This window comes from Pantoea sp. X-Soil-OKNW-556, from assembly GCF_059730695.1.
The window spans coordinates 298735-325160 of the sequence record NZ_AP035990.1; the positions used below are offsets into that span (position 1 = coordinate 298735).

General features: G+C 55.8%; 18 protein-coding genes and 1 riboswitch. Of the genes, 10 read left to right on the forward strand and 8 right to left on the reverse strand.

Annotated elements, in window-relative coordinates; all coding sequences use genetic code 11:
• The first annotated feature begins 259 nt into the window (after window positions 1-259).
• Genes aceB through aceK form a run of 3 tightly spaced genes read left to right on the forward strand, consistent with a single transcriptional unit; the run spans window position 260 to window position 4962 of the window.
• A complete protein-coding gene (gene aceB / locus AC6I8T_RS01330; RefSeq protein WP_497833442.1) occupies window positions 260-1858 on the forward strand; it encodes a malate synthase A in 1599 nt (532 codons plus the stop codon).
• Window positions 1859-1874: 16 nt separating this feature from the next.
• A complete protein-coding gene (gene aceA, locus AC6I8T_RS01335; protein ID WP_021186254.1) occupies window positions 1875-3179 on the forward strand; it encodes an isocitrate lyase in 1305 nt (434 codons plus the stop codon).
• A gap of 49 nt (window positions 3180-3228) precedes the next feature.
• Window positions 3229-4962: a bifunctional isocitrate dehydrogenase kinase/phosphatase gene (aceK, locus tag AC6I8T_RS01340; RefSeq protein WP_497829890.1), complete on the forward strand. Its 1734-nt coding sequence runs from the start codon at window positions 3229-3231 to the stop codon at window positions 4960-4962.
• Here aceK and iclR read toward each other — a convergent pair.
• Window positions 4959-5789: a glyoxylate bypass operon transcriptional repressor IclR gene (gene iclR, locus AC6I8T_RS01345; RefSeq protein WP_021186256.1), complete on the reverse strand. Its 831-nt coding sequence runs from the start codon at window positions 5787-5789 to the stop codon at window positions 4959-4961. The two genes, aceK and iclR, sit on opposite strands and share 4 nt — an antisense overlap.
• Before the next feature lie 149 nt (window positions 5790-5938).
• Between iclR and metH the strand changes: the two genes are divergently transcribed.
• Window positions 5939-9670: a methionine synthase gene (gene metH / locus AC6I8T_RS01350; RefSeq protein ID WP_437180269.1), complete on the forward strand. Its 3732-nt coding sequence runs from the start codon at window positions 5939-5941 to the stop codon at window positions 9668-9670.
• 141 nt (window positions 9671-9811) lie between these two features.
• Here metH and AC6I8T_RS01355 read toward each other — a convergent pair whose 3' ends face one another.
• The 5 genes from AC6I8T_RS01355 to pgi form a co-directional block, all read right to left on the reverse strand.
• Window positions 9812-11902, reverse strand: coding sequence for a YjbH domain-containing protein (locus AC6I8T_RS01355; RefSeq protein ID WP_208724577.1), 2091 nt, complete (start codon window positions 11900-11902; stop codon window positions 9812-9814).
• Window positions 11902-12639 (reverse strand): capsule biosynthesis GfcC D2 domain-containing protein, encoded by a 738-nt coding sequence (locus AC6I8T_RS01360; protein ID WP_208724578.1) that lies wholly within the window; start codon window positions 12637-12639, stop codon window positions 11902-11904. Before AC6I8T_RS01360 ends, AC6I8T_RS01355 begins: the two co-directional genes overlap by 1 nt.
• On the reverse strand, window positions 12636-13283 hold the full coding sequence (locus tag AC6I8T_RS01365; protein WP_208724579.1) for a YjbF family lipoprotein: 648 nt from the start codon (window positions 13281-13283) through the stop codon (window positions 12636-12638). Before AC6I8T_RS01365 ends, AC6I8T_RS01360 begins: the two co-directional genes overlap by 4 nt.
• 75 nt (window positions 13284-13358) lie before the next feature.
• Window positions 13359-13607: an exopolysaccharide production protein YjbE gene (gene yjbE, locus AC6I8T_RS01370; RefSeq protein WP_021186261.1), complete on the reverse strand. Its 249-nt coding sequence runs from the start codon at window positions 13605-13607 to the stop codon at window positions 13359-13361.
• Between the two features lie 514 nt (window positions 13608-14121).
• A complete protein-coding gene (pgi, locus tag AC6I8T_RS01375) occupies window positions 14122-15768 on the reverse strand; it encodes a glucose-6-phosphate isomerase (RefSeq protein WP_208724580.1) in 1647 nt (548 codons plus the stop codon).
• A 418-nt stretch (window positions 15769-16186) separates the two neighbouring features.
• Window positions 16187-16381: riboswitch (Lysine riboswitch) on the forward strand.
• Between the two features lie 113 nt (window positions 16382-16494).
• On the opposite strand from pgi, the gene lysC reads away from it, so the two are divergent.
• The 3 genes from lysC to panS all read left to right on the forward strand — a co-directional run bounded on the left by lysC (window position 16495) and on the right by panS (window position 19901).
• A complete protein-coding gene (lysC, locus tag AC6I8T_RS01380; protein ID WP_021186263.1) occupies window positions 16495-17850 on the forward strand; it encodes a lysine-sensitive aspartokinase 3 in 1356 nt (451 codons plus the stop codon).
• A gap of 262 nt (window positions 17851-18112) precedes the next feature.
• Complete coding sequence (gene aqpZ, locus AC6I8T_RS01385) at window positions 18113-18805, forward strand: aquaporin Z (RefSeq protein WP_208724581.1); 693 nt, start codon at window positions 18113-18115, stop codon at window positions 18803-18805.
• Between the two features lie 178 nt (window positions 18806-18983).
• Window positions 18984-19901: a ketopantoate/pantoate/pantothenate transporter PanS gene (gene panS / locus AC6I8T_RS01390; RefSeq protein ID WP_021186265.1), complete on the forward strand. Its 918-nt coding sequence runs from the start codon at window positions 18984-18986 to the stop codon at window positions 19899-19901.
• 85 nt (window positions 19902-19986) lie between these two features.
• On the opposite strand, the gene AC6I8T_RS01395 is transcribed toward panS, so the two are convergent.
• Window positions 19987-20580 (reverse strand): YhgN family NAAT transporter, encoded by a 594-nt coding sequence (locus tag AC6I8T_RS01395; RefSeq protein ID WP_497833443.1) that lies wholly within the window; start codon window positions 20578-20580, stop codon window positions 19987-19989.
• Between the two features lie 221 nt (window positions 20581-20801).
• Between AC6I8T_RS01395 and asd the strand changes: the two genes are divergently transcribed.
• Complete coding sequence (gene asd / locus AC6I8T_RS01400; RefSeq protein ID WP_021186267.1) at window positions 20802-21911, forward strand: aspartate-semialdehyde dehydrogenase; 1110 nt, start codon at window positions 20802-20804, stop codon at window positions 21909-21911.
• Here the strand turns inward: asd and AC6I8T_RS01405 are convergent.
• A complete protein-coding gene (locus AC6I8T_RS01405) occupies window positions 21855-22154 on the reverse strand; it encodes a hypothetical protein (protein ID WP_208724582.1) in 300 nt (99 codons plus the stop codon). The two genes, asd and AC6I8T_RS01405, sit on opposite strands and share 57 nt — an antisense overlap.
• 109 nt (window positions 22155-22263) lie before the next feature.
• Here AC6I8T_RS01405 and glgB point away from each other — a divergent pair, with 109 nt between their 5' ends.
• Window positions 22264-24447, forward strand: coding sequence for a 1,4-alpha-glucan branching enzyme (glgB, locus tag AC6I8T_RS01410; RefSeq protein WP_208724583.1), 2184 nt, complete (start codon window positions 22264-22266; stop codon window positions 24445-24447).
• Window positions 24447-26426, forward strand: a complete 1980-nt coding sequence (gene glgX / locus AC6I8T_RS01415; RefSeq protein WP_497833444.1) for a glycogen debranching protein GlgX — start codon at window positions 24447-24449, stop codon at window positions 26424-26426. Before glgB ends, glgX begins: the two co-directional genes overlap by 1 nt.

Consider the following 26426-nt stretch of genomic DNA (forward strand, 5'->3'; position numbering starts at 1 on the left):
TCCAACTCATTTGACCTTGCCGTGGTTGCCTGTGTAACCACGGCTTTTTTTTGCCTGCTAGATGTCGTGGAAGTCATTGCCTTTAATTCGAGACTTTAAATTACATTTAAATCATATGGTTGAATTACATTTTAATCAAAAATGGAAATTGTTTTTGAAAATAAAATAAAAATCATTATGCTCTAATCTTGCAGGTCAAAAAATACCCTACAGCCGGATCCCGCAACGCAATCAGGGATCAACACAGGAGGCAGCCCGCATGACAGACTCGGTTATCAGCAGTACGCTAACCTTCATCCAGCCCTTTACCCACGCGGAAAAGCAGCTGCTCACCCCGGAAGCGATCGACTTCCTGCACTCCCTGGTGGCACGTTTCGCCCCGGAACGCGATCGCCTGTTGAAAGCTCGCGAGCAACGGCAGCAGCGTTATGACCAAGGCGCATTGCCAGGCTTTGATTCGGAAACGGCTTCCATTCGTGAAAATGCATGGCAGGTGCGCCCCATTCCCGAGTTATTGCGCGATCGCCGCGTTGAGATCACCGGACCACCGGATCGCAAAATGGTGATCAACGCATTGAATGCGAACGTAAAAGTCTTTATGGCGGATTTTGAGGATTCGCTGGCACCCACCTGGCAAAAATTGGTTGATGGTCAGCTGGCGCTGCGTGATGCGGTAAAAGGTACGCTGAGCTTCACCAGTGAAGCAGGCAAGATCTACCAGTTACGATCCGATCCGGCATTGCTGATGTGCCGTGTGCGCGGTTTGCATCTGGATGAGAAGCATGTGGAATGGCGTGATCGTGCTATCCCCGGTGGGTTGTTCGATTTTGCGTTGTATCTGTTTCACAACGTCGATGCGCTGCTGGAGAAAGGTCATGGGCCGTGGTTCTATCTGCCGAAAACCGAACATGCCTCGGAAGTGGCGTGGTGGCGTGAAATCTTCCGTTTCAGCGAAGATCGGCTTGATCTGCCACGCGGCACCATTAAAGCCACGGTGTTGATCGAGACGTTACCGGCGGTATTCCAGATGGATGAGATCCTGTGGGAGCTGCGCGATCATGTGGTCGGTCTGAACTGTGGTCGCTGGGATTATATCTTCAGCTACATCAAAACGCTGGGGCAGCATGGTGAACGCATCCTGCCAGATCGTCAGCAAATCAGCATGGATCAACCTTTCCTGGATGCCTACTCGCGTCTGCTGATCAAAACCTGCCATCGGCGCGGCGCGCTGGCAATGGGTGGCATGTCGGCGCTGATCCCAAGCAAGGATGAAGAGCGTAATGCCTGGGTGATGCAGAAGGTACGGGAGGACAAGGCTCGTGAAGCGGCAAACGGCCACGACGGCACCTGGGTGGCACATCCCGGTCTGGCGGATATTGCGATGGCCGAATTTAATCGCCAACTGGGCGATCGACCTAACCAGTTGCATGTCAGCCGCGAGCAAGACAATCCGATCACCGCCGAGCGCTTATTACTTCCCTGTCGCGGCAAACGTACCGAAGCCGGGATGCGCGCCAACATCCGGGTGGCGCTGCAATATCTGGAGTCGTGGATCAGTGGCAACGGCTGTGTCCCCATTGATGGTCTGATGGAAGACGCCGCGACTGCCGAAATTGCCCGTACCTCGATCTGGCAATGGATTCACCACAGGCAAATCCTCAGCGATGGTCGGCTGGTGACGGCTGCATTGTTTGAACAACTGCTGGATGAAGAGTTGCATGCGTTACAGCACAGCCTCGGCGAAGAGCGCTTCCGTCATGGACGTTTTGCTGATGCCGCTGCGCTGATGGCGCAAATCACCACCGATGATGAACTGGTTCCTTTCCTCACCCTGCCAGGTTACCGCCTGCTGCCATGACCCAGGAGACATTGCCATGACGACTCGTGCACAACAAATCAAACAACTGGAAACCACCTGGCGCGACGCGCGCTGGCAGGGCATTACCCGTCCTTACAGCGCGCAGGATGTGGTGAATTTACGCGGTTCGGTGAATCCGGCTTGCACCCTCGCCGAACGCGGCGCGCAAAAGCTGTGGTCGCTGCTGAATGGCGAATCGCAAAAGGGTTACATCAATAGCCTGGGGGCACTGACCGGTGGTCAGGCGGTACAACAGGCGAAAGCGGGTATTGAGGCGATTTATCTCTCCGGCTGGCAGGTGGCGGCGGATGCCAACCTTGCCGGGCAAATGTACCCGGATCAGTCGCTGTATCCGGTGAACTCGGTACCGGCGGTAGTGGAACGTATCAATCAAAGCTTCCAGCGTGCCGATCAGATTCAGTGGGCCAGCGGAATGTCGCCGGACGTTGAAGGGTTTATTGATTACTACCTGCCGATCGTGGCGGATGCTGAAGCGGGCTTTGGCGGGGTGCTCAACGCGTTTGAGTTGATGAAGTCGATGATCCAGGCAGGTGCGGCGGCGGTGCATTTTGAAGATCAACTGGCGGCGGTAAAGAAATGCGGCCATATGGGCGGCAAAGTGCTGGTGCCAACGCAGGAGGCGATTCAAAAACTGGTGGCGGCACGACTGGCGGCAGATGTGATGGATGTCCCGACGGTGCTGATCGCCCGCACCGACGCGGATGCTGCTGACCTGATCACCTCGGACTGCGATGAATATGATCGCGCCTTTATTACTGGTGAGCGCACCTCGGAAGGGTTCTTCCGCACTCGCGCCGGGATTGAGCAGGCGATCAGCCGCGGTCTGGCCTATGCCCCTTATGCGGATGTGTTGTGGTGCGAAACCTCGACGCCGGATCTGGCGCTGGCGCAGCGTTTTGCCGACGCGATCCATGCGCAATACCCCGGTAAGCTGCTGGCCTACAACTGCTCGCCGTCGTTTAACTGGAAGAAAAACCTCGATGATCGCACCATCGCCCGCTTCCAGCAGGCGTTGAGCGAGATGGGTTACCGCTTCCAGTTCATCACCCTGGCAGGTATTCACAGCATGTGGTTCAACATGTTCGACCTGGCGCACGCCTATGCGCAGGGCGAGGGGATGCGCCACTACGTGGAGAAAGTACAGCAGCCAGAATTCGCGGCGCGTGAGAAGGGCTACACCTTCTCGTCCCATCAGCAGGAAGTGGGTACCGGCTATTTCGACCGTATCACCACGGTGATTCAGGGCGGCCAGTCGTCGGTGACGGCGCTGACCGGTTCCACGGAAGCTGCACAGTTCTGAGTTGTGATCCCTGGCCCACGGAGGGGCCATATTGCCGGGAGACGTGCCGATGCCGCCGAGAGAATCTCTGATCGCCCATACCATCCTGCAAGGTTTTGACGCGCAGTATGGCCGCTTTCTCGATATTACCGCCGGTGCTCAACAGCGCTTTGAACAGGCCGACTGGCATGCGGTACAGCAGGCGATGAAGGCGCGTATTCACCTTTACGATCACCATGTCGGTCTGGTGGCAAACCAGCTACGGATCATCAACGGTGCGGCAGACTGGGATGAGGCCTTCTGGCTGCGGGTGAAAAGCCACTACGAAACGCTGTTGCCGGGTTATCCGCGCCATGAGATTGCCGAAAGCTTCTTTAACTCAGTGTATTGCCGCTTACAGGGCCATAGCCATCTGTCGCCTGAGCGGCTGTTTATCTTTCCGTCGCAGCCGTATGCCTCCGCCCCGGAATCACCGCGCCCGCTGTCGCGTCTGTACCGGCCCCAGCAGGGGTGGCAGGAGACATTACGGCAGATCCTCAACGATATCCCGCTGCGTCTGCCGTGGCAGGATCAGGCGCGTGATATCAGCTGGGTGGTGCGCCATCTGCACGAGCAATTCAGCGCAACGCAGTTAGCGACGGCGACGTTGGATGTGGCCTGCGAGCTGTTTTACCGCAATAAAACCGCATGGATAGTGGCGCGCCTGCGACTGGCCGATGCCACTTTCCCGTGCCTGTTACCGATCCAGCGTGATGAAGCCGGGCGGTTGTGGATTGATACCTGTCTGACTGACAGCAACGACGCCAGCATCGTGTTCGGTTTCGCCCGCGCCTACTTTATGGTTTATGCCCCGGTGCCTGCTGCGCTGGTGGCCTGGCTGGCACCCATTCTGCCCGGCAAAACCACCGCTGAACGTTATATGGCGATTGGCTGCCAGAAGCATGGCAAAACCGAATGCTATCGCGAATATCTGCACTACCTGGCGCACAGCGAGGAAGAGTTCACCATTGCCCCTGGCGTTCGCGGCATGGTGATGTTGGTGTTCACGCTGCCAGGATTTGATCGGGTTTTTAAGGTGATCAAAGACCGTTTTGCCCCGCAGAAGGAGGTGACGGAAGCGCAGGTGCGCGACTGCTACCAACGGGTGAAAGAGCATGATCGTGTCGGTCGCATGGCGGATACCCAGGAGTTTGAACACTTCGCGCTGCCGCGTGCACGTATCCCGGCGGCGCTGATGGCCGAGTTTGAACGTGAAATCCCGGAAAAAATCTGCATTGAAGATGACGTGGTGATTATTCGCCATCTGTGGCTGGAGCGCCGTATGCAGCCGCTCAACTTGTGGCTGGCACAGGCCGATGCTGCGCAGCGCCGCCATGCCATTGAAGAGTATGGCGATGCCATACGCCAGTTGGCGGCAGCGAACATTTTTCCGGGGGACATGTTATTTAAAAATTTCGGCATGACGCGCCACGGTCGGGTGGTGTTTTACGATTACGACGAAATCCGCCCGATGACCGAGCTACAGTTCCGTGACGTACCGCCCGCGCGTTACGAAGAGGATGAACTCCAGGCCGAGCCGTGGTACAGCGTCGGGCCAGATGATGTGTTCCCGGAAACGTTCCGCTATGCGTTGTGTAGCGAACCGGCCACCGGGAAGTTGCTGCTGGCGCTGCATCCTGAGTTATTCGATGCGGGCTGGTGGCGTGCCCAACAGGCGCGTATTCGTCAGGGACATATTGAGGAAGTGATCGCGTGGCGGGCAGCACAGCGCTTTAGCGTGCGCTATGCTTTGCTCCCTGCTTAACGTCCGGCGTACGCCTGAGTCACCTGCTTCGCGGCGCGGATCACCAGCGCACCTAATTCGGTGATGCGGTCATCAGTCATACGTGCAATCGGGCCGGAAATGGAGATCGCCGCAAAGGGTTCACCATGTTCGTCATAAATCGGTGCCGCCACACAACGCAGACCCAGCGCGTGTTCTTCATCATCGTGAGAAAAACCCATCTTGCGAATCAGCGCCAGATTCTCTTTCAGGCTATGCGGCGACATCAGGGTTTTCGGTGTGTAGTAATGCAGCCCTTTTTGATGCAGCAACGCCGTCACCTGATCGTCGCTCAGATGCGCGAGGAAGGCTTTGCCAGCGCCGGAAGCGTGCATCGGGAGCTTACCGCCAATCGGTGCAGACATACGCATCAGTTGAGTGCACTGCACCTGGTCGATAATCACCGCCTGATAATCACTGAGATCCAGCACCGCCAGATTGACGGTTTCTCCGGCATCTTCCATTAACTTGCGCAGAATCGGATGCACAATCGCCAGCAGATTGCGACTTTGCAGGAAGCTGCTGCCGACAACAAACGCATGCGAACCAATCGCCCAGAAACCGAGATCACCCACCTGATGGACGAAGCCCTGCTGCTGCATGGTGGTGAGCAGGCGATGGGTGGTGGAGTTGGGTAAACCGGCCTGTTGCGCCAGTTCAGTCAACGGCACGCTGCCGTGTGATTCTGCAATCAGTTCCAGCAAACGCAGGCCGCGCGTCAGGGATTGGACCTGGCCGCCAGCCGGGGCCGAGCTGGCCGCAGCGGTACGGGGTTTTTTGCCGCGTTTGGCGGGTGCAGGGGTAACCATGACGTCTCCAGAATTGCTCCAAATATGGAAACCATTTTCGTTTTTCGTCTGGTGAATGCAAACGCTGGCTTACTGGTCGGATCTGTAAAGTCACACTCTGAAAATGTCTCAACTGGCATAACTTTTACCCACCGTAAAGTTATGCCAGTATGTCTGGCTGGCATTTCAGCCAACGTAATGACGTGGACGGGGCAAGAGTGAGCAACAGAATAGAAGCGCTGCATCAGCAGCTCGCGCGACGCATCATGATTCTGGACGGTGGCATGGGCACCATGATCCAGAGTTATAAACTGGACGAGCAGGATTTTCGTGGCAGCCGTTTTGCCGACTGGCCATGCGATCTGAAGGGCAACAACGATTTGCTGGTGCTGTCCAAACCTGAGGTGATCCGCGAGATCCATGACGCCTACCTCGCGGCAGGTGCTGATATTCTGGAAACCAATACCTTCAACGCCACCACCATTGCGATGGCGGATTACGAGATGGAGGCGTTGTCGGCGGAGATTAATTTCGAGGCCGCGAAACTGGCGCGTGCCTGTGCCGACGAATGGAGTGCAAAAACACCTGAGCGCCCACGCTACGTGGCCGGGGTGCTTGGCCCGACCAACCGCACCTGTTCCATCTCACCGGACGTGAACGATCCCGCTTTCCGTAATATCACCTTTAATCAGCTGGTGGACGCCTACCGTGAATCCACCCACGCGCTGATCAAAGGCGGTTCTGACCTGATCATGATCGAAACGGTGTTCGATACCCTGAACGCCAAAGCCGCGATTTACGCAGTACAGGCCGAGATGGAGGCGATGGGGGTCAAGCTGCCGCTGATGATCTCCGGCACCATCACCGATGCCTCTGGCCGTACCCTGTCCGGTCAGACGACGGAGGCCTTTTATAACTCGCTGCGCCATGCTGAGCCGCTCTCCTTCGGTCTTAACTGTGCATTGGGACCCGATGAACTCCGTCAGTATGTCGCTGAATTGTCGCGCATTGCCGAAGGTTACGTCACCGCACACCCTAACGCCGGTCTGCCCAACGCCTTTGGCGAATACGATCTCGATGCCGCCACTATGGCACAGCAGATTGGTGAATGGGCGCGTTCCGGCTTTCTGAATATTATCGGTGGCTGCTGCGGCACCACGCCGGAGCATATTGCGGCGATGGCCGCGGTAGTGGACGGCGTTGCCCCACGTCAACTGCCGGAGATCCCGGTGGCGTGTCGCTTGTCCGGGCTGGAACCGCTGAATATCAGCGCTGACTCGCTGTTCGTTAACGTGGGCGAACGTACCAACGTAACCGGTTCGGCGAAATTTAAGCGTCTGATTAAAGAAGAGAAATACAACGAAGCGCTGGATGTGGCGCGTCAGCAGGTGGAAAGCGGCGCGCAAATCATCGATATCAACATGGACGAAGGTATGCTGGATGCGGAAGCGGCGATGGTGCGCTTCCTCAACCTGATTGCCGGTGAACCGGATATCGCGCGCGTGCCGATCATGATCGACTCCTCCAAATGGGAGGTGATTGAGAAAGGGCTGCAATGCATCCAGGGCAAAGGCATCGTCAACTCGATCTCGATGAAAGAGGGGATTGAGCCGTTTATCGATCACGCACGTAAGGTGCGTCGTTACGGTGCGGCGATGGTGGTGATGGCGTTTGACGAAGTCGGTCAGGCGGATACCCGCGCACGCAAAATTGAGATCTGCCGTCGTGCTTACCAGATCCTCACCGAAGAAGTCGGTTTCCCGCCGGAAGATATCATCTTTGATCCGAACATTTTTGCCGTCGCGACCGGTATTGAAGAACACAACAATTACGCGATGGACTTTATCGGTGCTTGTGAAGACATCAAGCGCGAGCTGCCGCATGCGATGATCTCCGGTGGTGTATCCAACGTATCGTTCTCGTTCCGGGGTAACGAACCGGTGCGTGAAGCGATCCACGCGGTGTTCCTTTACTACGCGATTCGCAACGGCATGGACATGGGTATCGTCAACGCCGGGCAGCTGGCGATTTATGACGACTTACCCGCTGAACTGCGCGATGCGGTGGAGGATGTGATTCTCAACCGCCGTGACGACGGCACCGAGCGTCTGCTGGAGCTGGCGGAGAAGTACCGTGGTGCCAAAGGCGACGGCGAGCAGGAAAAACAGCAGGCGGAATGGCGCAGCTGGGATGTGGTCAAACGTCTCGAATATTCGCTGGTTAAAGGTATCACCGAGTTTATCGAGCAGGACACCGAAGAAGCGCGCCAGGCATCTGCGCGGCCGATTGAGGTGATTGAAGGGCCGCTGATGTCCGGCATGAACGTGGTGGGCGATCTGTTTGGCGAAGGGAAGATGTTCCTGCCGCAGGTGGTGAAATCCGCGCGCGTGATGAAGCAGGCGGTGGCTTACCTCGAGCCTTTTATCCAGGCGAGTAAAGAAGCGGGCAGCAGCAACGGCAAAATTGTGCTGGCGACGGTGAAGGGCGATGTGCATGACATCGGCAAAAACATCGTTGGCGTGGTGCTGCAATGTAACAACTACGAAATCATCGATCTTGGCGTGATGGTGCCGAGTGACAAAATTCTGAAAACCGCGATTGAGCAGAAGGCCGACATTATTGGTCTCTCCGGGCTGATCACGCCATCGTTGGATGAGATGGTCAACGTGGCGAAAGAGATGGAGCGTCAGGGTTTCACCCTGCCGCTGCTGATTGGCGGCGCAACCACCTCTAAAGCGCATACCGCAGTCAAAATCGAGCAGAACTACAGCGGCCCGACGGTGTACGTACAGAACGCCTCGCGCACCGTTGGCGTGGTTTCTTCGCTGCTGTCACCGACGCTGAAAGATGATTTTGTGGCACGTACGCGCAAAGAGTACGACACCGTGCGTATTCAGCATGCGCGCAAAAAGCCGCGTACTCCGCCGGTCAGCCTGCAAATCGCGCGTGACAATGATTTCTCATTTGACTGGGAAAGCTATACGCCGCCGGTGGCACATCGTCTCGGCGCCAGTCCGGTAGAGGCCAGCATTGAAACGCTGCGTAACTACATCGACTGGACACCCTTCTTTATGACCTGGTCACTGGCCGGGAAATACCCACGCATTCTGCAAGATGAAGTCGTGGGTGAAGAGGCACAGCGTCTGTTCCATGATGCTAACGCGATGCTCGATATGCTGAGCCAGAAAGGTACGCTTCAGCCACGCGGTGTGGTGGGGATTTTCCCGGCTAACCGCGTGGGCGATGACATCGAAATTTACACTGATGAAAACCGCAATCAGGTGTTGTGTGTGAGTCATCACTTACGTCAACAGACGGAAAAAACCGACTTTGCTAACTATTGTCTGGCTGACTTCGTGGCACCGAAATCGAGCGGCAAGGCGGATTACCTTGGTGCTTTCGCGGTCACCGGTGGCCTCGAAGAAGATGCACTGGCCGAAGCCTATGACCAGCAGCATGACGACTACAACAAAATCATGATCAAGGCGGTGGCGGATCGTCTGGCTGAAGCGTTCGCGGAATATTTACATGAGCGAGTGCGTAAGGTGATCTGGGGCTTTGCTGCTCATGAAAACCTCAGCAATGACGAACTGATTCGTGAGAATTATCAGGGTATCCGTCCGGCACCGGGTTATCCCGCATGCCCGGAGCACACCGAAAAAGCGCAGATCTGGCAACTGCTGGATGTGGAAACCCATACCGGCATGAAGCTGACCGAGTCCTTCGCTATGTGGCCGGGGGCATCAGTGTCCGGCTGGTATTTCAGCCATCCTGACAGCCGCTATTTCGCCGTGGCGCAGATTCAGCGCGACCAGGTGGAGGATTACGCGGTGCGTAAAGGGATGAGCATCAGTGAGGTGGAGCGCTGGTTAGCGCCGAACCTCGGCTACGACGCAGACTAGTCTTTGCTGCGCGATAAATCGCGCCGCTACAGGTTCGCACGGGCTCGTCGCGGCGCGATTATCCCATCGTTACCCGTGCGTAGCGGCGCGATTTATCGCGCATATTTGGGCGACCCACCGGGCCGCCCATTTTTATGGCGGTTAATTAAACCGCGCATCACGATCAGAGGTCATATCATACAGCTGGTATTTACGTCCCAACATCTGACCGCCATCACGCGTCAACGGTACCCAGTTCACCTGCGCACGACCACGCGTTGGCGTCACGGTAAACAGGTCCATCGGAATTGAGATATAGAAGCCTTTGGTGAAGCTACCTTCGCCATACTCTTCTGCGGAGACGTTGGTTTTGGTGGCGTAGAAGCCGACGATCACACCGCTGTCGAACTGCTTCGACATATCGACTGTCACACCTTTATCCTTCGCCAGATACTGACCTACGCTGGCTTTCACCAACACGTTCTCCATAAACCACGGACGCCAGTAAGCGGTCAGATTACCCACAGGCGCTTTGTAATCGGTGAACTTCATCATGTTGTCCCAGTCGCGCTGCTTGACGTAGTTGGCATCGACGCCAAACGCCCAGTTGCTGTCGACCGGACGGTACAACACCTCGCCACCGACACCGCCATACATAGTTTCCAGATAACCGCCGTACACCTGACCGTAGAAGCCATTGCCGAGGTAATGCATGTAGTTGGCTTGCAGGTCATTGATATAAACGTTGTTCTCAACGTACTGACGAATATGGGTACGTACACGCGGCAGGCCGTTGCTGGCCGATAAACCATTGTAATTAAACTTATCGTAGTTGTTGGCGATGTTGCCAAACAGGCTACCGCCGACCAGCAGGTGATCCGTCAGCCAGTAATCAACGTTACCCATCACCCCGACCTGGTACATATAGAAACTTTCCGGCCCACCGACCGACTGATTCAGCACCGGCGACAGGCTGTAGTTCAGACGATCTTTACGGATGAAGTAACCCTGTTCGGCTTCACCCGGATCGACCGGATCGATACGCTGCTGTTGCAACGGTTTTTCCTGACCCAGCGGGTAACCGGCGAGATCGTTGTGCAGACTGGCGACGTCGGTGCGGGTGGTCACCTGTGGCATATTGAAGCGCGACTCGGTCACATCAATCGTCTTAATGCCGTCCGGCAGATTATTCATGATAATGCGGTTGGCACGGTCGACGCCTTCGGTGGTATCACGATATTTGGTCTGCTCGCCAGAGACATACAAGGTATCGCCTTTGGTCTGAATTCGTGGGCCATCCAGGCCAGCGTTATATTTCAGGTCGGTCAACTGGTTTGCCACCACGGTCGATTGCAACAAATCGCCCTGCGGCTGCGGATTGTAGGCCGGTTTGGCGCTGTCGATATGTTCCTGGCGCAAATCGTTAAAGTTGGTGCGAATGGTGAAGCCAAACATAAAGGTATTGCCGCGCTCATAGCTGGCGTTGATATCCGCCCAGTCGGTCACACGGTAAATCGCCCCGACGTTAACTTTGCTGCGCTGCTCCAGACGTCCGGCGAAGTCATCCTGGTAGTTGTTGCCTTCATATTCGACTTTCAGACGCAGCGGCTGCCAGGGGGTCTGATATTCGATACCCCCAAACAACGCAGCCGGGCCGTGGAACATCTGCGAACCGTTGATCGAACCCGTCTCGCCGCCGCTGCTGCGGCTACAGAAACTGGCGCTGTAGGAACAGAATGGGTTTTTGATGCTGCCGCTGTTACCGAGATAGCCCCAGCCGATACCGAAGGTGAAATCAAACGGTCCCCAGGCTTTGGTGCCCACCAGATATTCGCTGTCGAACAGGCCGGTACCGCCCAAATCGCGCGTGCCAACCGACACTTCCGGCAGCCAGTAGCTCTCTTGCCACAGGCGCAGCTTCAGGTCGAAGGCTTTGTCTTTATAGCTCTGGTCGCCACTGAAACTCTCGCTGGCGCTGTAGCGACGGGTGCGTACGTCGGTATAACGCACGGTGCTTTCGAGCCACGGGAACAGTTGCAGCGACGCCGAATAGTAGCGGTACTGGTCGTTGTTGCGATAGTTGAGGCTGAACTCCCCGTCACGCGACATGCGCGCAGTCGGCACCTGCATCAGGCCGACGCCGCCGAAGTCAGATTGTGACGGGCCAATCGGATCGTCATAGCTTGCCGCCTGTACGTTACAGGCCGCGGAAACAGCAACAGCCAGCAGGCTGAGAAGATAGTGTTTTTTCATCAGTCTGGAATCCGGTGAGTCAGAACAGAAATCATGCGGTCATTCAGGTCGCTCTGGCCCCAGGGCAGGCTCCACGATGAAAAACCGAGCCAGATAATGCTGCCAGGCTCCACTTCCACATGACGATGATTCCAGTACGCAATCGGGACCTGTTGCGTCTCGCCGGAGGGGGCAATCACCGTGGCGAAGCTGCGTTCACCACCGGAAAGACGATCGTGATCGGCCAGATAGCTGCGCACCGTGCGGCCAGGTTGCCAGCTCACTTTGCCGGGATGCGCCAGCGCACCAAGCACCAGTACCTGAGTCGGCGGTGCCAGCGTGTAGAGGTCATAGCTGCCTTGCAAGCGACGATTGGCTTCCGGGCGGATACGTACCCAGTCGGGGTCGAGCGAAGTAAACTGACGGCCCGTCACCGGGACGGCGGCTAGCTGCTGGATAACCGTACCAATGACGGCGGCACGATCGCCGCTGCTATCCGCCTGCCAGGCGCGCAAATCGGCCAGCAATTGTTGTTGCTGTTGTTTTACCACAGCGGTAGCGCCGCGTTCGGCAATCACCGTACCAGGCCACCAGGTGTGGATAGCCGGATTGGTCACCAGTTGGCTGAGGTTTTGTGCATGATCGACCTGAAAGGTCGCGCGCTGTTGTCCGTCGTGGACGATAACCTGGCTATCGGCCAGCGCATTGCCCGCAGTGAACAGCGCCAGTCCCGCCAGCAAAGACGTTATTTTTTTCATGATTTCGCCGGTTTCAGAATGGTGGTTTCAATCGGGAATTCGCCTGCTGCCAGCATCTGCGTGGCTTGCATCACGGTGCCGTCGCGGTTATCGAGCCAGAAGGTGTTCTGCCACTCACGACCCATGCTGTCGATACGCACCGTCTCGTGCCATACCCGGCAGGGCACGGCCTCACCGGCAATAGTCAGCACTTCATCATCACCGCGCTGAAATTGGGAGACAGCGGTAGCGGCGCGTTGCTTATCTTTCTCACGCCACTGCACCACGCGGGTCCAGCTGGCGCCGTTTTGCAGGTGTAGTGGGTCGGCCAGCGGGTCCTGCGCCAGATTACTGACATCAATCAGGTTGTCGGACAGGCCGAGGGTTTTCACCAGACGGCCGTGCTGCATCACCAGCATCGCCCGGTCCTGGGTTATCCATTTCTGCTGACCATTTTCGTTGTAGCCCAGCACCACAAAGATGCGCTGGCCAGCGTTGATGCGGGCATAAAGGCTGGCGTAAGGCAGGCTGGTAACCTGCTCATTGGTTACCGTGACATCATCCGGCCCATTGATAGCCAGCATTACGGTCTGTTCCAGACCTTTTTGTGTTTGAGTACAGGCCTGCAACAACAGGCAGAGAAGCAGCAAAGGAAGTCGGCGCACTGTGTGTCCCTGATCAAATCGAATCAAAGCAAAAAATAACCACACGGATGTGTGGTTATGTTTAAAGGTGCTACATCAACGAGTGGTGCCCGTTGTGGTCGTGGTTGTTGTACCGGTATTTGCACCGTCACCACCGCCGGAAGCGGCAATGCCGAGACCTACCAACGCACCGAGCGCACCGATACCCACAGCGGTTGATGCACCAGCGGACATAGCACCCGCCTGCGCACCTGCTGCGGCACCAGCTTCTTCCGGTGCGGCAATCGCAGCGGAAGAAACGGCAACGTAAAGTAAGGCTGCACCGGCAACCATAAGTTTTTTCATAACAGCTTTCCTGCATCTATATGAATGAAGGATTTACCCTTTATAGGGCGCGTTCAGTATAGGGCAACAAATTACCAGAGTTCAGCGCGAGGGGAAGGGGGCGAAAATAACGAACGGTTCTGGTGGAAAATAAGGCAAATTAGCGATAGCTGCTTTTTTTTATTGGGGTTTTTATTTGAACTGGAACAACTGTTTGGTTGCGAGATTGCGGGCAGGATTTTTCACTTTTGCATTAAGAATTGGTACGGAATCGGAATATTCAGAATTCCCTTAATATGAGTAAATAAAAAGAATCTATTAATCATGATGATAGGGAAAAAATCAAACGTAAATAGATCCATGTTTTTTAGATGTTAGTTCAATTCTCACACAAAATCTTCAGAATTTGCCTAAGTCATTTTAAGAATTATCTAACCAATAATAGTCCAATAAATAACAAAATCTACCGGGTTATTGCATATTAGACGTAAAAAAGGCGGCCATATTGCCGCCTTATGACAAAACCCGTAAAAGATTAACGCCAGGACTTATAGCGATTAATTAAGCCATTGGTGGAACTGTCGTGGCTGGCAATTTTCGCGTCGTTCTCCAGCTCTGGCAGAATACGGTTTGCCAGCTGTTTACCCAGCTCAACGCCCCACTGGTCAAAGGTGAAGATATTCAGGATTGCGCCCTGGGTGAAGATTTTGTGTTCGTACAGCGCAATCAACGCACCGAGGCTGAACGGCGTGATTTCGCGCAGCAGGATGGAGTTAGTCGGGCGGTTACCTTCGAACACCTTGAACGGCACGATATGCGCCACTGACTCAGCGGATTTACCGGCATCGGTAAACTCTTTCTCAACCACATTGCGAGACTTACCAAACGCCAGTGCTTCGGTCTGGGCGAAGAAGTTCGACAGCAGTTTCTGATGATGATCCGCCAGAGCGTTATGGGTCTGCGCCGGAGCGATAAAGTCACACGGAATCAGTTTGGTGCCCTGATGAATCAGCTGATAGAACGCGTGCTGACCATTGGTGCCGGGTTCACCCCAGATGATGGGGCCGGTCTGGTAATCCACGGCGTTGCCGTCACGATCGACGTATTTACCGTTGGATTCCATGTTGCCCTGCTGGAAGTAGGCAGCGAAGCGATGCATATACTGGTCGTACGGCAGAATGGCTTCGGTTTCGGCACCAAAGAAGTTGTTGTACCAGATCCCGATCAACGCCAGCAGTACCGGCAGGTTCTGCTCGGCAGGCGTGGTGGAGAAGTGTTTGTCCATCGCGTGCGCGCCGCTCAGCAGCTGCTCGAAATTGTCGAAGCCGATGGACAGAATGATCGACAGGCCAATCGCTGACCACAGGGAATAACGACCGCCGACCCAGTCCCAGAACTCGAACATATTGGCGGTATCAATGCCGAACTCACCGACCGCTTTGCCGTTGGTGGAGAGCGCCGCAAAGTGTTTCGCCACATGCTGCTGATCGCCAGCGGCTTTCAGGAACCAGTCACGCGCGCTGTGGGCGTTAGTCATGGTTTCCTGGGTGGTGAAGGTTTTGGAGGCGACGAGGAACAGCGTGGTTTCCGGGCTGAGATCTTTCAGCGTTTCAGCGATATGGGTGCCATCGACGTTGGAAACAAAGTGCATGTTCAGGTGGTTTTTGTACGGACGCAGCGCTTCGGTCACCATGAACGGACCCAGGTCAGAGCCGCCGATACCGATGTTGACCACGTCGGTGATGGCTTTGCCGGTATAACCCTTCCACTCGCCGCTGATGATGCGCTCAGAGAAGCCTTTCATCTTCGCCAGCACCGCATTTACTTCCGGCATTACATCTTTGCCATCGACCACGATCGGCGTGTTGCTGCGGTTACGCAGGGCGACATGCAGCACGGCGCGGTCTTCGGTGCGGTTGATCTTCTCACCAGAAAACATGGACTTAATGGCGCCCGCCAGATCGGTTTCTTTTGCCAGCGCCTGAAGTTTGTCGAGGGTTTCCTGGGTAATGCGGTTTTTTGAGAAATCCACCAGCATCTGATCATCAAAGGTGGCAGAGAATTTCGCAAAACGATCGGCATCCTGAGCGAACAGGTCGGCGATCTGCACCGATTTCATCTGGTCAAAATGCTGCTGCAGCGCTTTCCAGGCTGCGGTTTGTGTCGGATTGATATTTTTCATGGCAACACTCTTGTTGAAATAAAAAGAACTGTCATTCCAACCGGGCGCATCCAGCTGGCCCGGCTTGTTTAGCATTCTGGCGGCGACTTGTGCTACCGCGACGGGTTTCAGTATGACCACAGTTGCTACTGAAAGGAAAAAAATTGTGATTTCGCGCGCTGCCCCCAAATCTCGTCCGGCAGAGGAGCTGCGATGATTCTGAAACATTTTCAGCAAAATCCGCTGTGGATTCCCTGTGCCGTATCAGGAAAAGGGCAGATGACTGGCCACCCGCCACTACTTTAGGCGGGAGTTCACCTGTCCGTTTGTTCTGCGATGCGCACGTCATGCCGTGAATGTGAAAAATCCTCAAACATCAGGCGTTGACAGCGGAACAATTAACCTATATTTATGTGCGCGCTACTTACGCCTCCGGGCGTAAGCCAGAAGAGGCGCGTCGCCCAGGCAGTGTGTTGGAGGAACCGTATCCGGGGATAACACATCAGGGGGTGCGACGCCGAGGTGGGGCAACACGCGGTGTGTTGTGCTGTCGGCTGCAGGGGCTGAATCCTCTGGGTTGTCACCAGAAACGTCCACAGTCGGACGTTTCGCAAGGTGAAGCGCTTCTGGGTGACTCGTCTCATGATCTTGTCTGCCCATTTCTGCTCTTCTCTTGTGCCAAGGCTGATAGAATGTCTCCCGTCCCAACAAAGCGGGAGAAAGATAACCTGACACGAGGTTCGTTACATGTCTCAAACTCTGATCGTGGCGAAATTTGGTGGCACCAGCGTTGCCGATTTTGATGCCATGAACCGCAGCGCCAACGTGGTGCTGTCCGATGCCAATACCCGTCTGGTGGTGTTATCCGCCTCGGCTGGCGTCACCAACCTGCTGGTATCCCTCTCTGAAGGCAAAGAACAAGCGCAGCGCGCGACTCTGCTGGATGAAATCCGCCGTATTCAATACGCCATCATCGATCGTCTGCAATCACCGGAAGTGATCCGTGAAGAGATTGATCGCATGCTGGAAAACATCGGCATGCTGTCGGAAGCGGCGGCACTGGCGACGTCCAATGCACTGACCGATGAACTGGTCAGCCACGGCGAACTGATGTCGACGCTGCTGTTCGTGGAAATTCTGCGTGAGCGCCAAATCAACGCCGAGTGGTTTGATGTGCGCAAAGTGATGCGCACCAGCGACCGCTTTGGTCGTGCGGAACCGGATGTGGCGGCATTGAAAGAACAATCCGCTGTGTTGCTGGCCCCGCGCACCGCCCAGGCGCTGGTAGTGACCCAGGGCTTTATCGGTAGTGAAAGCAAAGGCCGCACCACCACGCTGGGCCGTGGCGGTAGCGACTATACTGCTGCACTGTTGGGTGAAGCGTTGCAGGCAGTACGCGTCGATATCTGGACCGATGTCCCGGGTATCTACACCACCGATCCGCGCGTGGTGCCTGCCGCCAAGCGTATCGATGAAATCACCTTCGAAGAAGCCGCTGAAATGGCGACCTTTGGTGCCAAAGTGCTGCATCCGGCGACGTTGCTGCCCGCAGTGCGCAGCGATATCCCGGTGTTCGTCGGTTCCAGTAAAGACCCGGCCGCTGGTGGTACACGCGTGTGCAACGAGACGCAAAACCCGCCGTTGTTCCGCGCACTGGCGCTGCGTCGTAAGCAAACTCTGCTGACGCTGCACAGCCTGAACATGTTGCATGCACGCGGCTTCCTGGCCGAAGTGTTCGCGATTCTGGCGCGCCACAGTATCTCGGTCGATCTGATCACCACCTCCGAAGTGAGCGTGGCGCTGACGCTGGATACCACCGGTTCCACCTCCACCGGCGACAGCCTGCTGACTCAGGCGTTGCTGACCGAACTCTCTTCTCTGTGTCGCGTCGAAGTGGAAGAGAACCTCGCGCTGGTGGCGATTATCGGTAACAACCTGTCGAAAGCCTGCGGTGTGGGCAAAGAAGTGTTTGGTGCCCTGGAACCGTTTAATCTGCGAATGATCTGTTACGGAGCCAGCAGCTACAACCTGTGCTTCCTGGTGCCGGGTGGTGACGCAGAAGAAGTGGTGCGCGCGCTGCATAAAAATCTTTTTGGCTGTTAAAAGAATTTTTAAGCATGTATCGAGCCGGACAAGGTCCGGCTTTTTTTATTTATTAATTAATCTAAACAATTAATTAAGTCGCAAAATTTATCCGTATCCGTACCACTTTTTCCTCCCGTTTCGCTTAAACCCGCACGGCAAGCGCCTGTTTTGCGCTGGAATAGTGTAAAAAGCCCACTACGCTCACTGTGAACGGTTGCACTTCAGCAACCGAGAATGACAATTCTGACGCTAAATCATCAATCTTATTGAGGGAATCGCGATGCAAAAGTTCGTTGCAGAGTTCTTCGGTACTTTTGTTCTGGTGTTAGGGGGCTGTGGCAGTGCGGTGTTGGCCGCTGCGTTTCCACAACTGGGTATTGGCTTTGCAGGCGTGGCGCTGGCATTTGGTTTGACGGTGCTGGTAATGGCGTTCGCTGTCGGGCACATCTCGGGCGGGCATTTTAATCCGGCGGTGACCGTTGGGGTGATGATTGGCGGGCGTTTTCCGGCCAGCCTGGTGGTGCCCTATATCGTCTCGCAACTGCTGGGGGCCGTTGCAGCGGCGGCGGTGTTGTATCTGATCGCCAGCGGCAAGGCCGATTTTGATGTCGCCGCCAGTGGCTTTGCCGCTAACGGCTATGGTGAGCACTCACCCGGTGGTTTTAACTTGCTGTCGGGGATGATTAGCGAAACGGTCCTCAGCGCGGTGTTTCTGATAGTGATTATGGGGGCCACTGATAAACGCGCCCCGGCGGGGTTCGCGCCGATTGCCATCGGTCTGGCATTGACGCTGATCCATCTGGTGAGTATTCCGGTGACCAATACTTCGGTGAATCCGGCGCGCAGCACCGGCGTGGCGTTGTTCCAGGGCGGTTGGGCGTTGTCTCAGTTGTGGATGTTCTGGCTAATGCCCATCATCGGCGGTGCAATTGGTGGTGCGATCTACCGCTTTTTACTGGAAAAAGCAGAGTAATTTCGGCCAATTTACCCGGATCGGCAGCAGCCGATCCGCATTTTCACTTCCAGCCTTACCTCACGATAACGAAATGTTATGATCCCGCGTCCGTCGTGGCAGCCGTTTCCTGCGCGACACTTTATCTGTGGCAATACTCCGCAATGACATAATAAAACCTGCATAAGGAAGTTCGTCCATGCTCGGCAAAATTACCCGCCTGTTCCCACTGTGGGCTGTACTGCTCTCGGTCGCTGCCTATTATTCTCCATCCACGTTCCTTGGCATTGGTCCGTGGGTGACGTATCTGCTGATGCTGATTATGTTTGGCATGGGCGTAACGCTAAATATTGATGATTTCAAACGCGTGCTGGTGCGCCCGGCTCCGGTTATCGCCGGTACGTTTCTGCACTATCTGGTGATGCCGCTGGCGGCATGGGGTCTGGCAAAACTGTTCCAGATGCCGCCGGACCTGGCCGCGGGCATGATTCTGGTGGGCAGCGTTGCCAGTGGCACCGCGTCGAACGTGATGATCTATCTGGCGAAGGGGGATGTGGCCTTGTCGGTGACCATCTCCTCCGTTTCGGCGCTGGTGGGGGTGTTTGCCACCCCGCTGCTGACGCGTTTCTATGTCGACACGCATATCCAGGTGGATGTGGTGGGGATGCTGCTCAGCATCGTAAAAATCGTGGTGATCCCGATTGGTCTGGGCCTGATTATCCACCACTCAATGAATAGCGTGGTGCGTCGCGTAGAACCTTATCTGCCGGCGTTTTCTATGGTGTGTATTCTGTTGATCATCAGCGCGGTGGTGGCGGGTAGCCAGGGCTTTATCGGTTCGGTAGGGCTGGTGGTGATTGTGGCGGTGATTCTGCACAACGCCATTGGTCTGCTCGGCGGGTACTGGGGCGGTAAGCTGTTCGGCTTTGACGAATCCACCTGTCGCACCCTGGCGCTGGAAGTGGGGATGCAAAACTCCGGTCTGGCGGCAACACTGGGCAAACTCTACTTCTCGCCGCTGGCTGCGCTGCCAGGCGCGTTGTTCTCGGTATGGCACAACCTGTCAGGTTCCCTGCTGGCGGGTTACTGGTCAGGCAAACCCATAAAGAAAAAGTAAAACATGCACCCGTAGCGGCGCGATTTATCGCGCAAGGTTTTTCCTGCATCGCGCACCGAACCGCGCGATAAATTGCGCCGCTACGTTAAATCTTCAGGTAAGCGCGAATCCCATCCAGAAACATCTGCGTAGCCAGCATAATCAAAATCAATCCCATCAGACGTTCCAGCGCGTTGACACCTTTATCGCCCAACAGGCGCAAGAACAAGCCGGACAACAACAAAATCACCACTGTCACGCCCCAGGCGATCAACAGCGCGCCGACCAGATATGTCATTTGATTTGGGTACTGATGCGACAGCAGCATCAGGGTTGCCAACAGCGACGGTCCGGCCACCAGCGGGATCGCCAGCGGCACCAGGAAGGGTTCTTCTCCGGCGGGTAAACCGGTGCTGCTGTTTTCAGTCGACGGGAAAATCATGCGGATCGCGATCAGGAACAAAATGATGCCGCCGGAAATCGACACCGTCTCGGTGCGCAGATTGAGAAACGCCAGAATGCGTTCACCAGCGAATAAAAAAAGCAGCATTAACACCAGCGCAATCAACATTTCCCGTATGAGCACCACGCGACGGCGTTTAGGTTCCAGATGCTTCAAAACCGACATAAATATCGGTAGGTTACCCAACGGGTCCATAATCAGCAGCAATAATATGGTGGCGGAAATCATTTCAGTCATTTGTGTTAAACCATCCCTTTGCGGCGTTATGCGCCGTTATTAGTTGCGCTGCTGAAAAAGTTAGCGCAATCGAATTAATTCACTTGCCAGAAGTGCAGCATTTTGTAGAGTTGAAGGTCATAGGTAAACCTGATTATTACGCAGACCAGCAGGTTAATCCGGTTGGTTTTTTCCCTCGCACCAGACAGGGCCTCTGAAGAAGCGCCCGAGACGGACAGAAAATGAAGAATGTAGGTTTTATTGGTTGGCGTGGTATGGTCGGCTCCGTGCTGATGTCCCGCATGAGCGAAGAACGTGATTTTGATGTGATCAATCCGGTCTTCTTCTCCACTTCGCAACTTGGCCAGGCTGCACCGACCTTCGGTAGTAAGTCGACCGGTGCGCTTCAGGATGCTTTTGATATTGATGCGCTGAAGGCGCTCGACATCATTATCACCTGCCAGGGCGGGGATTACACCAGTGAAGTCTATCCGAAGCTGCGCGCCAGCGGCTGGCAGGGTTACTGGATTGACGCCGCTTCCACGCTGCGCATGAAAGATGACGCCATCATTATTCTTGATCCGGTCAACCATCAGGTGATTCGTCAGGGCCTCGACAGCGGCATCAAAACCTTTGTCGGCGGTAACTGCACCGTCAGCCTGATGCTGATGTCACTCGGTGGCCTGTTTGCTAACGATCTGGTGGAGTGGACCTCCGTGGCCACTTATCAGGCGGCGTCCGGAGGCGGTGCGCGTCATATGCGCGAGCTGCTGACGCAGATGGGTATGCTGCATGATCATGTGGCGAAATCGTTGCAGGATCCGGCTTCTGCCATCCTCGACATCGAACGTAGCGTGACCGACTTCACCCGTTCAGGCACGTTGCCAACCGATAACTTCGGTGTGCCACTGGCGGGCAGCCTGATTCCGTGGATCGACAAACAACTGGAAAACGGCCAGAGCCGCGAAGAGTGGAAAGGCCAGGCAGAAACCAACAAAATCCTCGGCACGCAGAAAGTCATCCCGGTTGATGGCCTGTGCGTACGCGTCGGTGCGCTGCGCTGCCACAGCCAGGCATTTACGCTGAAACTGAAAAAAGATGTGCCGCTGGCGGAGATTGAGCAGCTGCTGGCCGCCCACAACGAGTGGGTCAAAGTGGTGCCGAACGACCGTGAAATCACCATGCGTGAACTGACACCGGCGGCGGTAACCGGCACGCTCACGACGCCGGTAGGGCGTCTGCGCAAACTGAATATGGGGCCGGAGTACCTGTCGGCCTTCACCGTCGGCGACCAGTTATTGTGGGGCGCGGCAGAACCGCTGCGTCGTATGTTGCGTCTGCTGGTGGATTAAGCGTAACGTTAAAACATGGCCGGGATTTTCCCGGCCTTTTTTGCATTTCAGGCTGCAACACTTAACCAAAATTTCGCCTGACAAGTGATCGGCTTCCCTTTTTTGCTCTCCCGAAAATAATTTTTTGCGATCCTCCCTGGCTTCTGCCAGCCCCAAGCTATGATTTAACAATGATGTGCCGGTAGTTGGTTGTTTTGCTTTCCGTACTGAATGGTTGTTGTACATAGCAAAGATTTTTTCCACGGACGGTCTCCTTCCTTGCTGTGTACTCATGGCTCAATGAAGAGCAGCGCATCTGATAAGGCTTTCACGTCTGACGCAGTTCGCCTGCCAAATGTCACAGGAAGAAATCATGTCAGAGCTTCCCGATCGCCAGGCGATCAATGCCCTGTTTGCGGGCAATTATTCCGATCCTTTTTCCCTGCTGGGAATGCACCAGACTGAGCAAGGTCTGGAAGTCCGGGCCTTGTTGCCCGACGCGTCAGAGGTGTGGGTGATAGAAACCAACACCGGGCGTAAATGCGCTCAGCTGGAGTGTTTTGACTCACGCGGCTTCTTCAGTGGCGTCATCCCGCGCCGAAAAAATCTGTTTCGTTACCAACTGGCGGTGAACTGGCACGGCCAGCAAAATCTGATTGATGATGCCTACCGTTTCGGGCCATTGCTGCAAGAGATGGATGCCTGGTTGCTGGCTGAAGGCACCCATTTACGTCCGTATGAAACCCTGGGGGCACACGGCACCACCCTTGATGGCGTCAGTGGTACGCGTTTTTCCGTTTGGGCGCCCAACGCGCGGCGCGTGTCGGTAGTGGGGGAATTTAATTACTGGGATGGACGGCGCCATCCGATGCGTTTCCGCCGTGAACTGGGGATCTGGGAGCTGTTTGTCCCCGGTGCGTTCAACGGGCAGCTCTACAAATTCGAAATCATTGATGCCTTCGGCCAACTGCGTATCAAAGCCGATCCCTTTGCCTTTGAAGCGCAGATGCGCCCGCAAACGGCGTCGATGATCTGCGGCCTGCCGCCAAAAACCGAGATGACGGCGCAGCGCAAAGCCGCGAATGCCTTCGATGCGCCGATTTCCATTTACGAAGTGCATCTGGGTTCCTGGCGGCGGCATACCGAGAACAACTTCTGGCTCAGCTACAAGGAGCTGTCGGAGCAGTTGATCCCGTATGTCAAAGAGATGGGGTTCACCCATATTGAGCTGCTGCCGATTAATGAACACCCGTTTGACGGTAGCTGGGGTTATCAGCCACTCGGCATGTATGCGCCGACTCGCCGCTTTGGCACCCGCGATGAGTTCCGCGAGTTCATCGCCAGTGCGCATGCTGCGGGCATCAACGTGCTGCTGGATTGGGTACCGGGCCATTTTCCCAGCGATGATTTTGGGCTGGCGAAGTTTGATGGCACCGAGCTGTATGAACACAGCGACCCGCGCGAAGGTTACCATCAGGACTGGAACACGCTGATCTACAACTTTGGTCGCCGCGAAGTGAGTAATTACCTCTCCGGCAATGCGCTGTACTGGCTGGAGCGCTTTGGTATCGATGGGCTGCGTGTGGATGCGGTGGCGTCGATGATTTACCGCGATTACAGCCGGGCTGAAGGTGAGTGGATACCCAACCAATATGGAGGCCGCGATAATCTGGAGGCCATCTCCTTCCTACGTTATACCAACCGCACCCTGGGGCGAGCAGCGCCGGGCGCTGTCACGATAGCCGAAGAGTCCACTGACTATCCCGGCGTCTCACGTCCACCGGAAGCGGGTGGTCTTGGTTTCTGGTTTAAGTGGAACCTCGGTTGGATGCACGACACGCTGGATTACATGAAACACGACCCGGTGCATCGCCGCTACCATCACCAGTTGATGACCTTCGGCATGCTCTATAACTACACGGAAAACTTCGTGCTGCCGCTGTCGCATGATGAAGTGGTACACGGTAAACGTTCGATTCTCGATCGCATGCCGGGTGATCCGTGGCAGAAATTCGCTAACCTGCGCGCCTATTACGGCTGGATGTGGGCCTTCCCGGGCAAGAAGCTGCTGTTTATGGGTGGTGAATTTGCTCAGGGCAAAGAGTGGAACCACGACACCAGCCTCGACTGGCATCTGCTGGAAGGGGCGGATAACTGGCATCACGGCGTGCAGCGGCTGGTACGCGATCTTAACCATACCTATCGCCACTATTCGCCGCTGTATCAGCTGGATTTCGACCCGCAGGGGTTCGAGTGGCTGGTGGTCGACGACCATGAAAACTCGGTGTTTGCCTTCGTGCGGCGCGATCGTGACGGCAATGAGGTGATTGTGGTCAGCAATTTTACGCCGGTACCGCGTCCCCATTACCGCTTTGGCGTCAATCAGGCTGGCCGCTGGCAAGAAGTACTCAATACCGACCAGCATGACTACCACGGTAGCGATGTGCGTAATCATCAGGTACACACTGACGACATCCCGAGCCACGGTCGGGGACAATCCCTCAGTCTATCCCTGCCGCCGCTGGCGACAGTCTGGTTGGTGCGGGAGGGAGAATAATGCTGGAGAGCGGGCAGCCCGCACCGCTGGGCGCGAATTACGATGGTCATGGTGTCAACTTCACGCTGTTTTCCCGCCATGCGGAAAAAGTGGAGCTGTGCCTGTTTGATCAGCACGGCGTTGAGCGTCGCTTCCCGCTGCCACAACGCAGTGGCGATATCTGGCACGGCTACTTTCCTGGGCTGAAACCGGGTCAACGCTATGGCTACCGCGTGCATGGCCCGTGGTCGCCTGCTGAGGGGTATCGTTTTAATCCGAAGAAATTGCTGGTTGATCCTTGCGCCAGAGCGGTGGTTGGCGATGTGCCGGACGATCCGCGCTTTTTTAACGGCACAACCCTGCCGGACAAGCAGGATAATGCTGGCATTGCGCCCAAATCACTGGTCATCGCCGAAGATTTTGACTGGGATGAAGACACGCCGTTGCGCACCCCCTGGGGGAAAACGGTGATTTATGAAGCGCATGTCCGTGGGCTGACTCAGTTACATCCGGAAATTCCGGAAAGACTGCGCGGGACTTATGCGGCACTGGGTCATCCTGTTATGGTGAAGTATCTGCGCCACCTTGGTATCACGGCGCTGGAGCTGCTGCCGATTGCCCATTTTGCCAGCGAGCCGCGTTTACTGCGGTTGGGACTCAGCAATTACTGGGGCTACAACCCGGTGGCACTCTGGGCGGTCGATCCCCGTTACGCCTCCGGCGAAGACGGTTTGACGCCGTTGCAGGAGTTTCAGCAGGCGGTAAAAAGGCTGCATGCGGCGGGTATTGAGGTGATTCTTGATGTGGTGTTCAACCACACCGCCGAACTGGATGAGCTTGGCCCGGTGATCGCGATGCGCGGCATTGATAACGCCAGTTATTACTGGCTCAACGCGCAGGGCGAATACCATAACTGGACCGGCTGCGGCAATACGCTGAATCTCAGCGATGCTCAGGTGATGGAATGGGTGTTGGAAGGGCTGCGCCACTGGGTGCGCGATTGTCATATTGATGGCTTTCGTTTCGACCTTGCCTCGGTGTTGGGGCGTACGCCGGATTTCCGCCAGGATGCGCCGCTATTCGCGGCCATCAAAGCCTGTCCGATTTTGTCAAAAGTGAAACTGATCGCCGAACCCTGGGATGTCGGTCCCGGCGGCTATCAGGTCGGTAACTATCCGCCAACCTTTGCCGAGTGGAACGACCACTTTCGCGATGCAACGCGGTGCTTCTGGTTACACGGCGGGCTGAGCAACGGTGATTTTGCCCGACGCTTTGCCGCCTCCAGCGATGTTTTTCAGCGTGCGCCACGTCTGCCGCACGCCAGTATCAATCTGATCACCGCACACGACGGTTTTACGCTGCGCGATGTGGTGAGCTTCAACCATAAACACAATCAGGCTAACGGCGAAGACAATCGCGACGGCAGCAACAACAACTTCAGCGATAACCACGGTCATGAAGGGCTGCATGTCAGTTTCGATGTTGTCGAGCGACGGCGGCTCAGTGTGCATGCGCTGCTCACGACGTTGCTGCTGGCGCAGGGTACGCCGATGCTGCTGGCGGGTGATGAACGTGGTCACAGCCAGCATGGCAACAACAATGCGTATTGTCAGGACAACCCGCTGACCTGGCTGGACTGGCAACAGGATGATTCTGGACTGGTCGACTTCACTGCCGCGTTAATCCATCTGCGTAAGCGCATTCCCGCGCTCACGGCAGATCGCTGGTGGCAGGAGGGCGATGGCAACGTACGGTGGTTCAATGCCAGCGGCAAACCACTGGGGAATGAGGAGTGGGAACAGGGGACGCACAGAATGCAGATCCTGCTCTCCGGCCGCTGGTTAATAACAATTAACGCCACGGATGCGGTGAGTGACCTCGCCTTACCAGACGGAGAGTGGCGTGCCATTCCTCCTTTCGCCGGGGAAGATAACCCCATTTTGACAACTGTCTGGCACGGGCCCGCACACGGTGTGTGTGTGTTCCTGAAACAATCATAA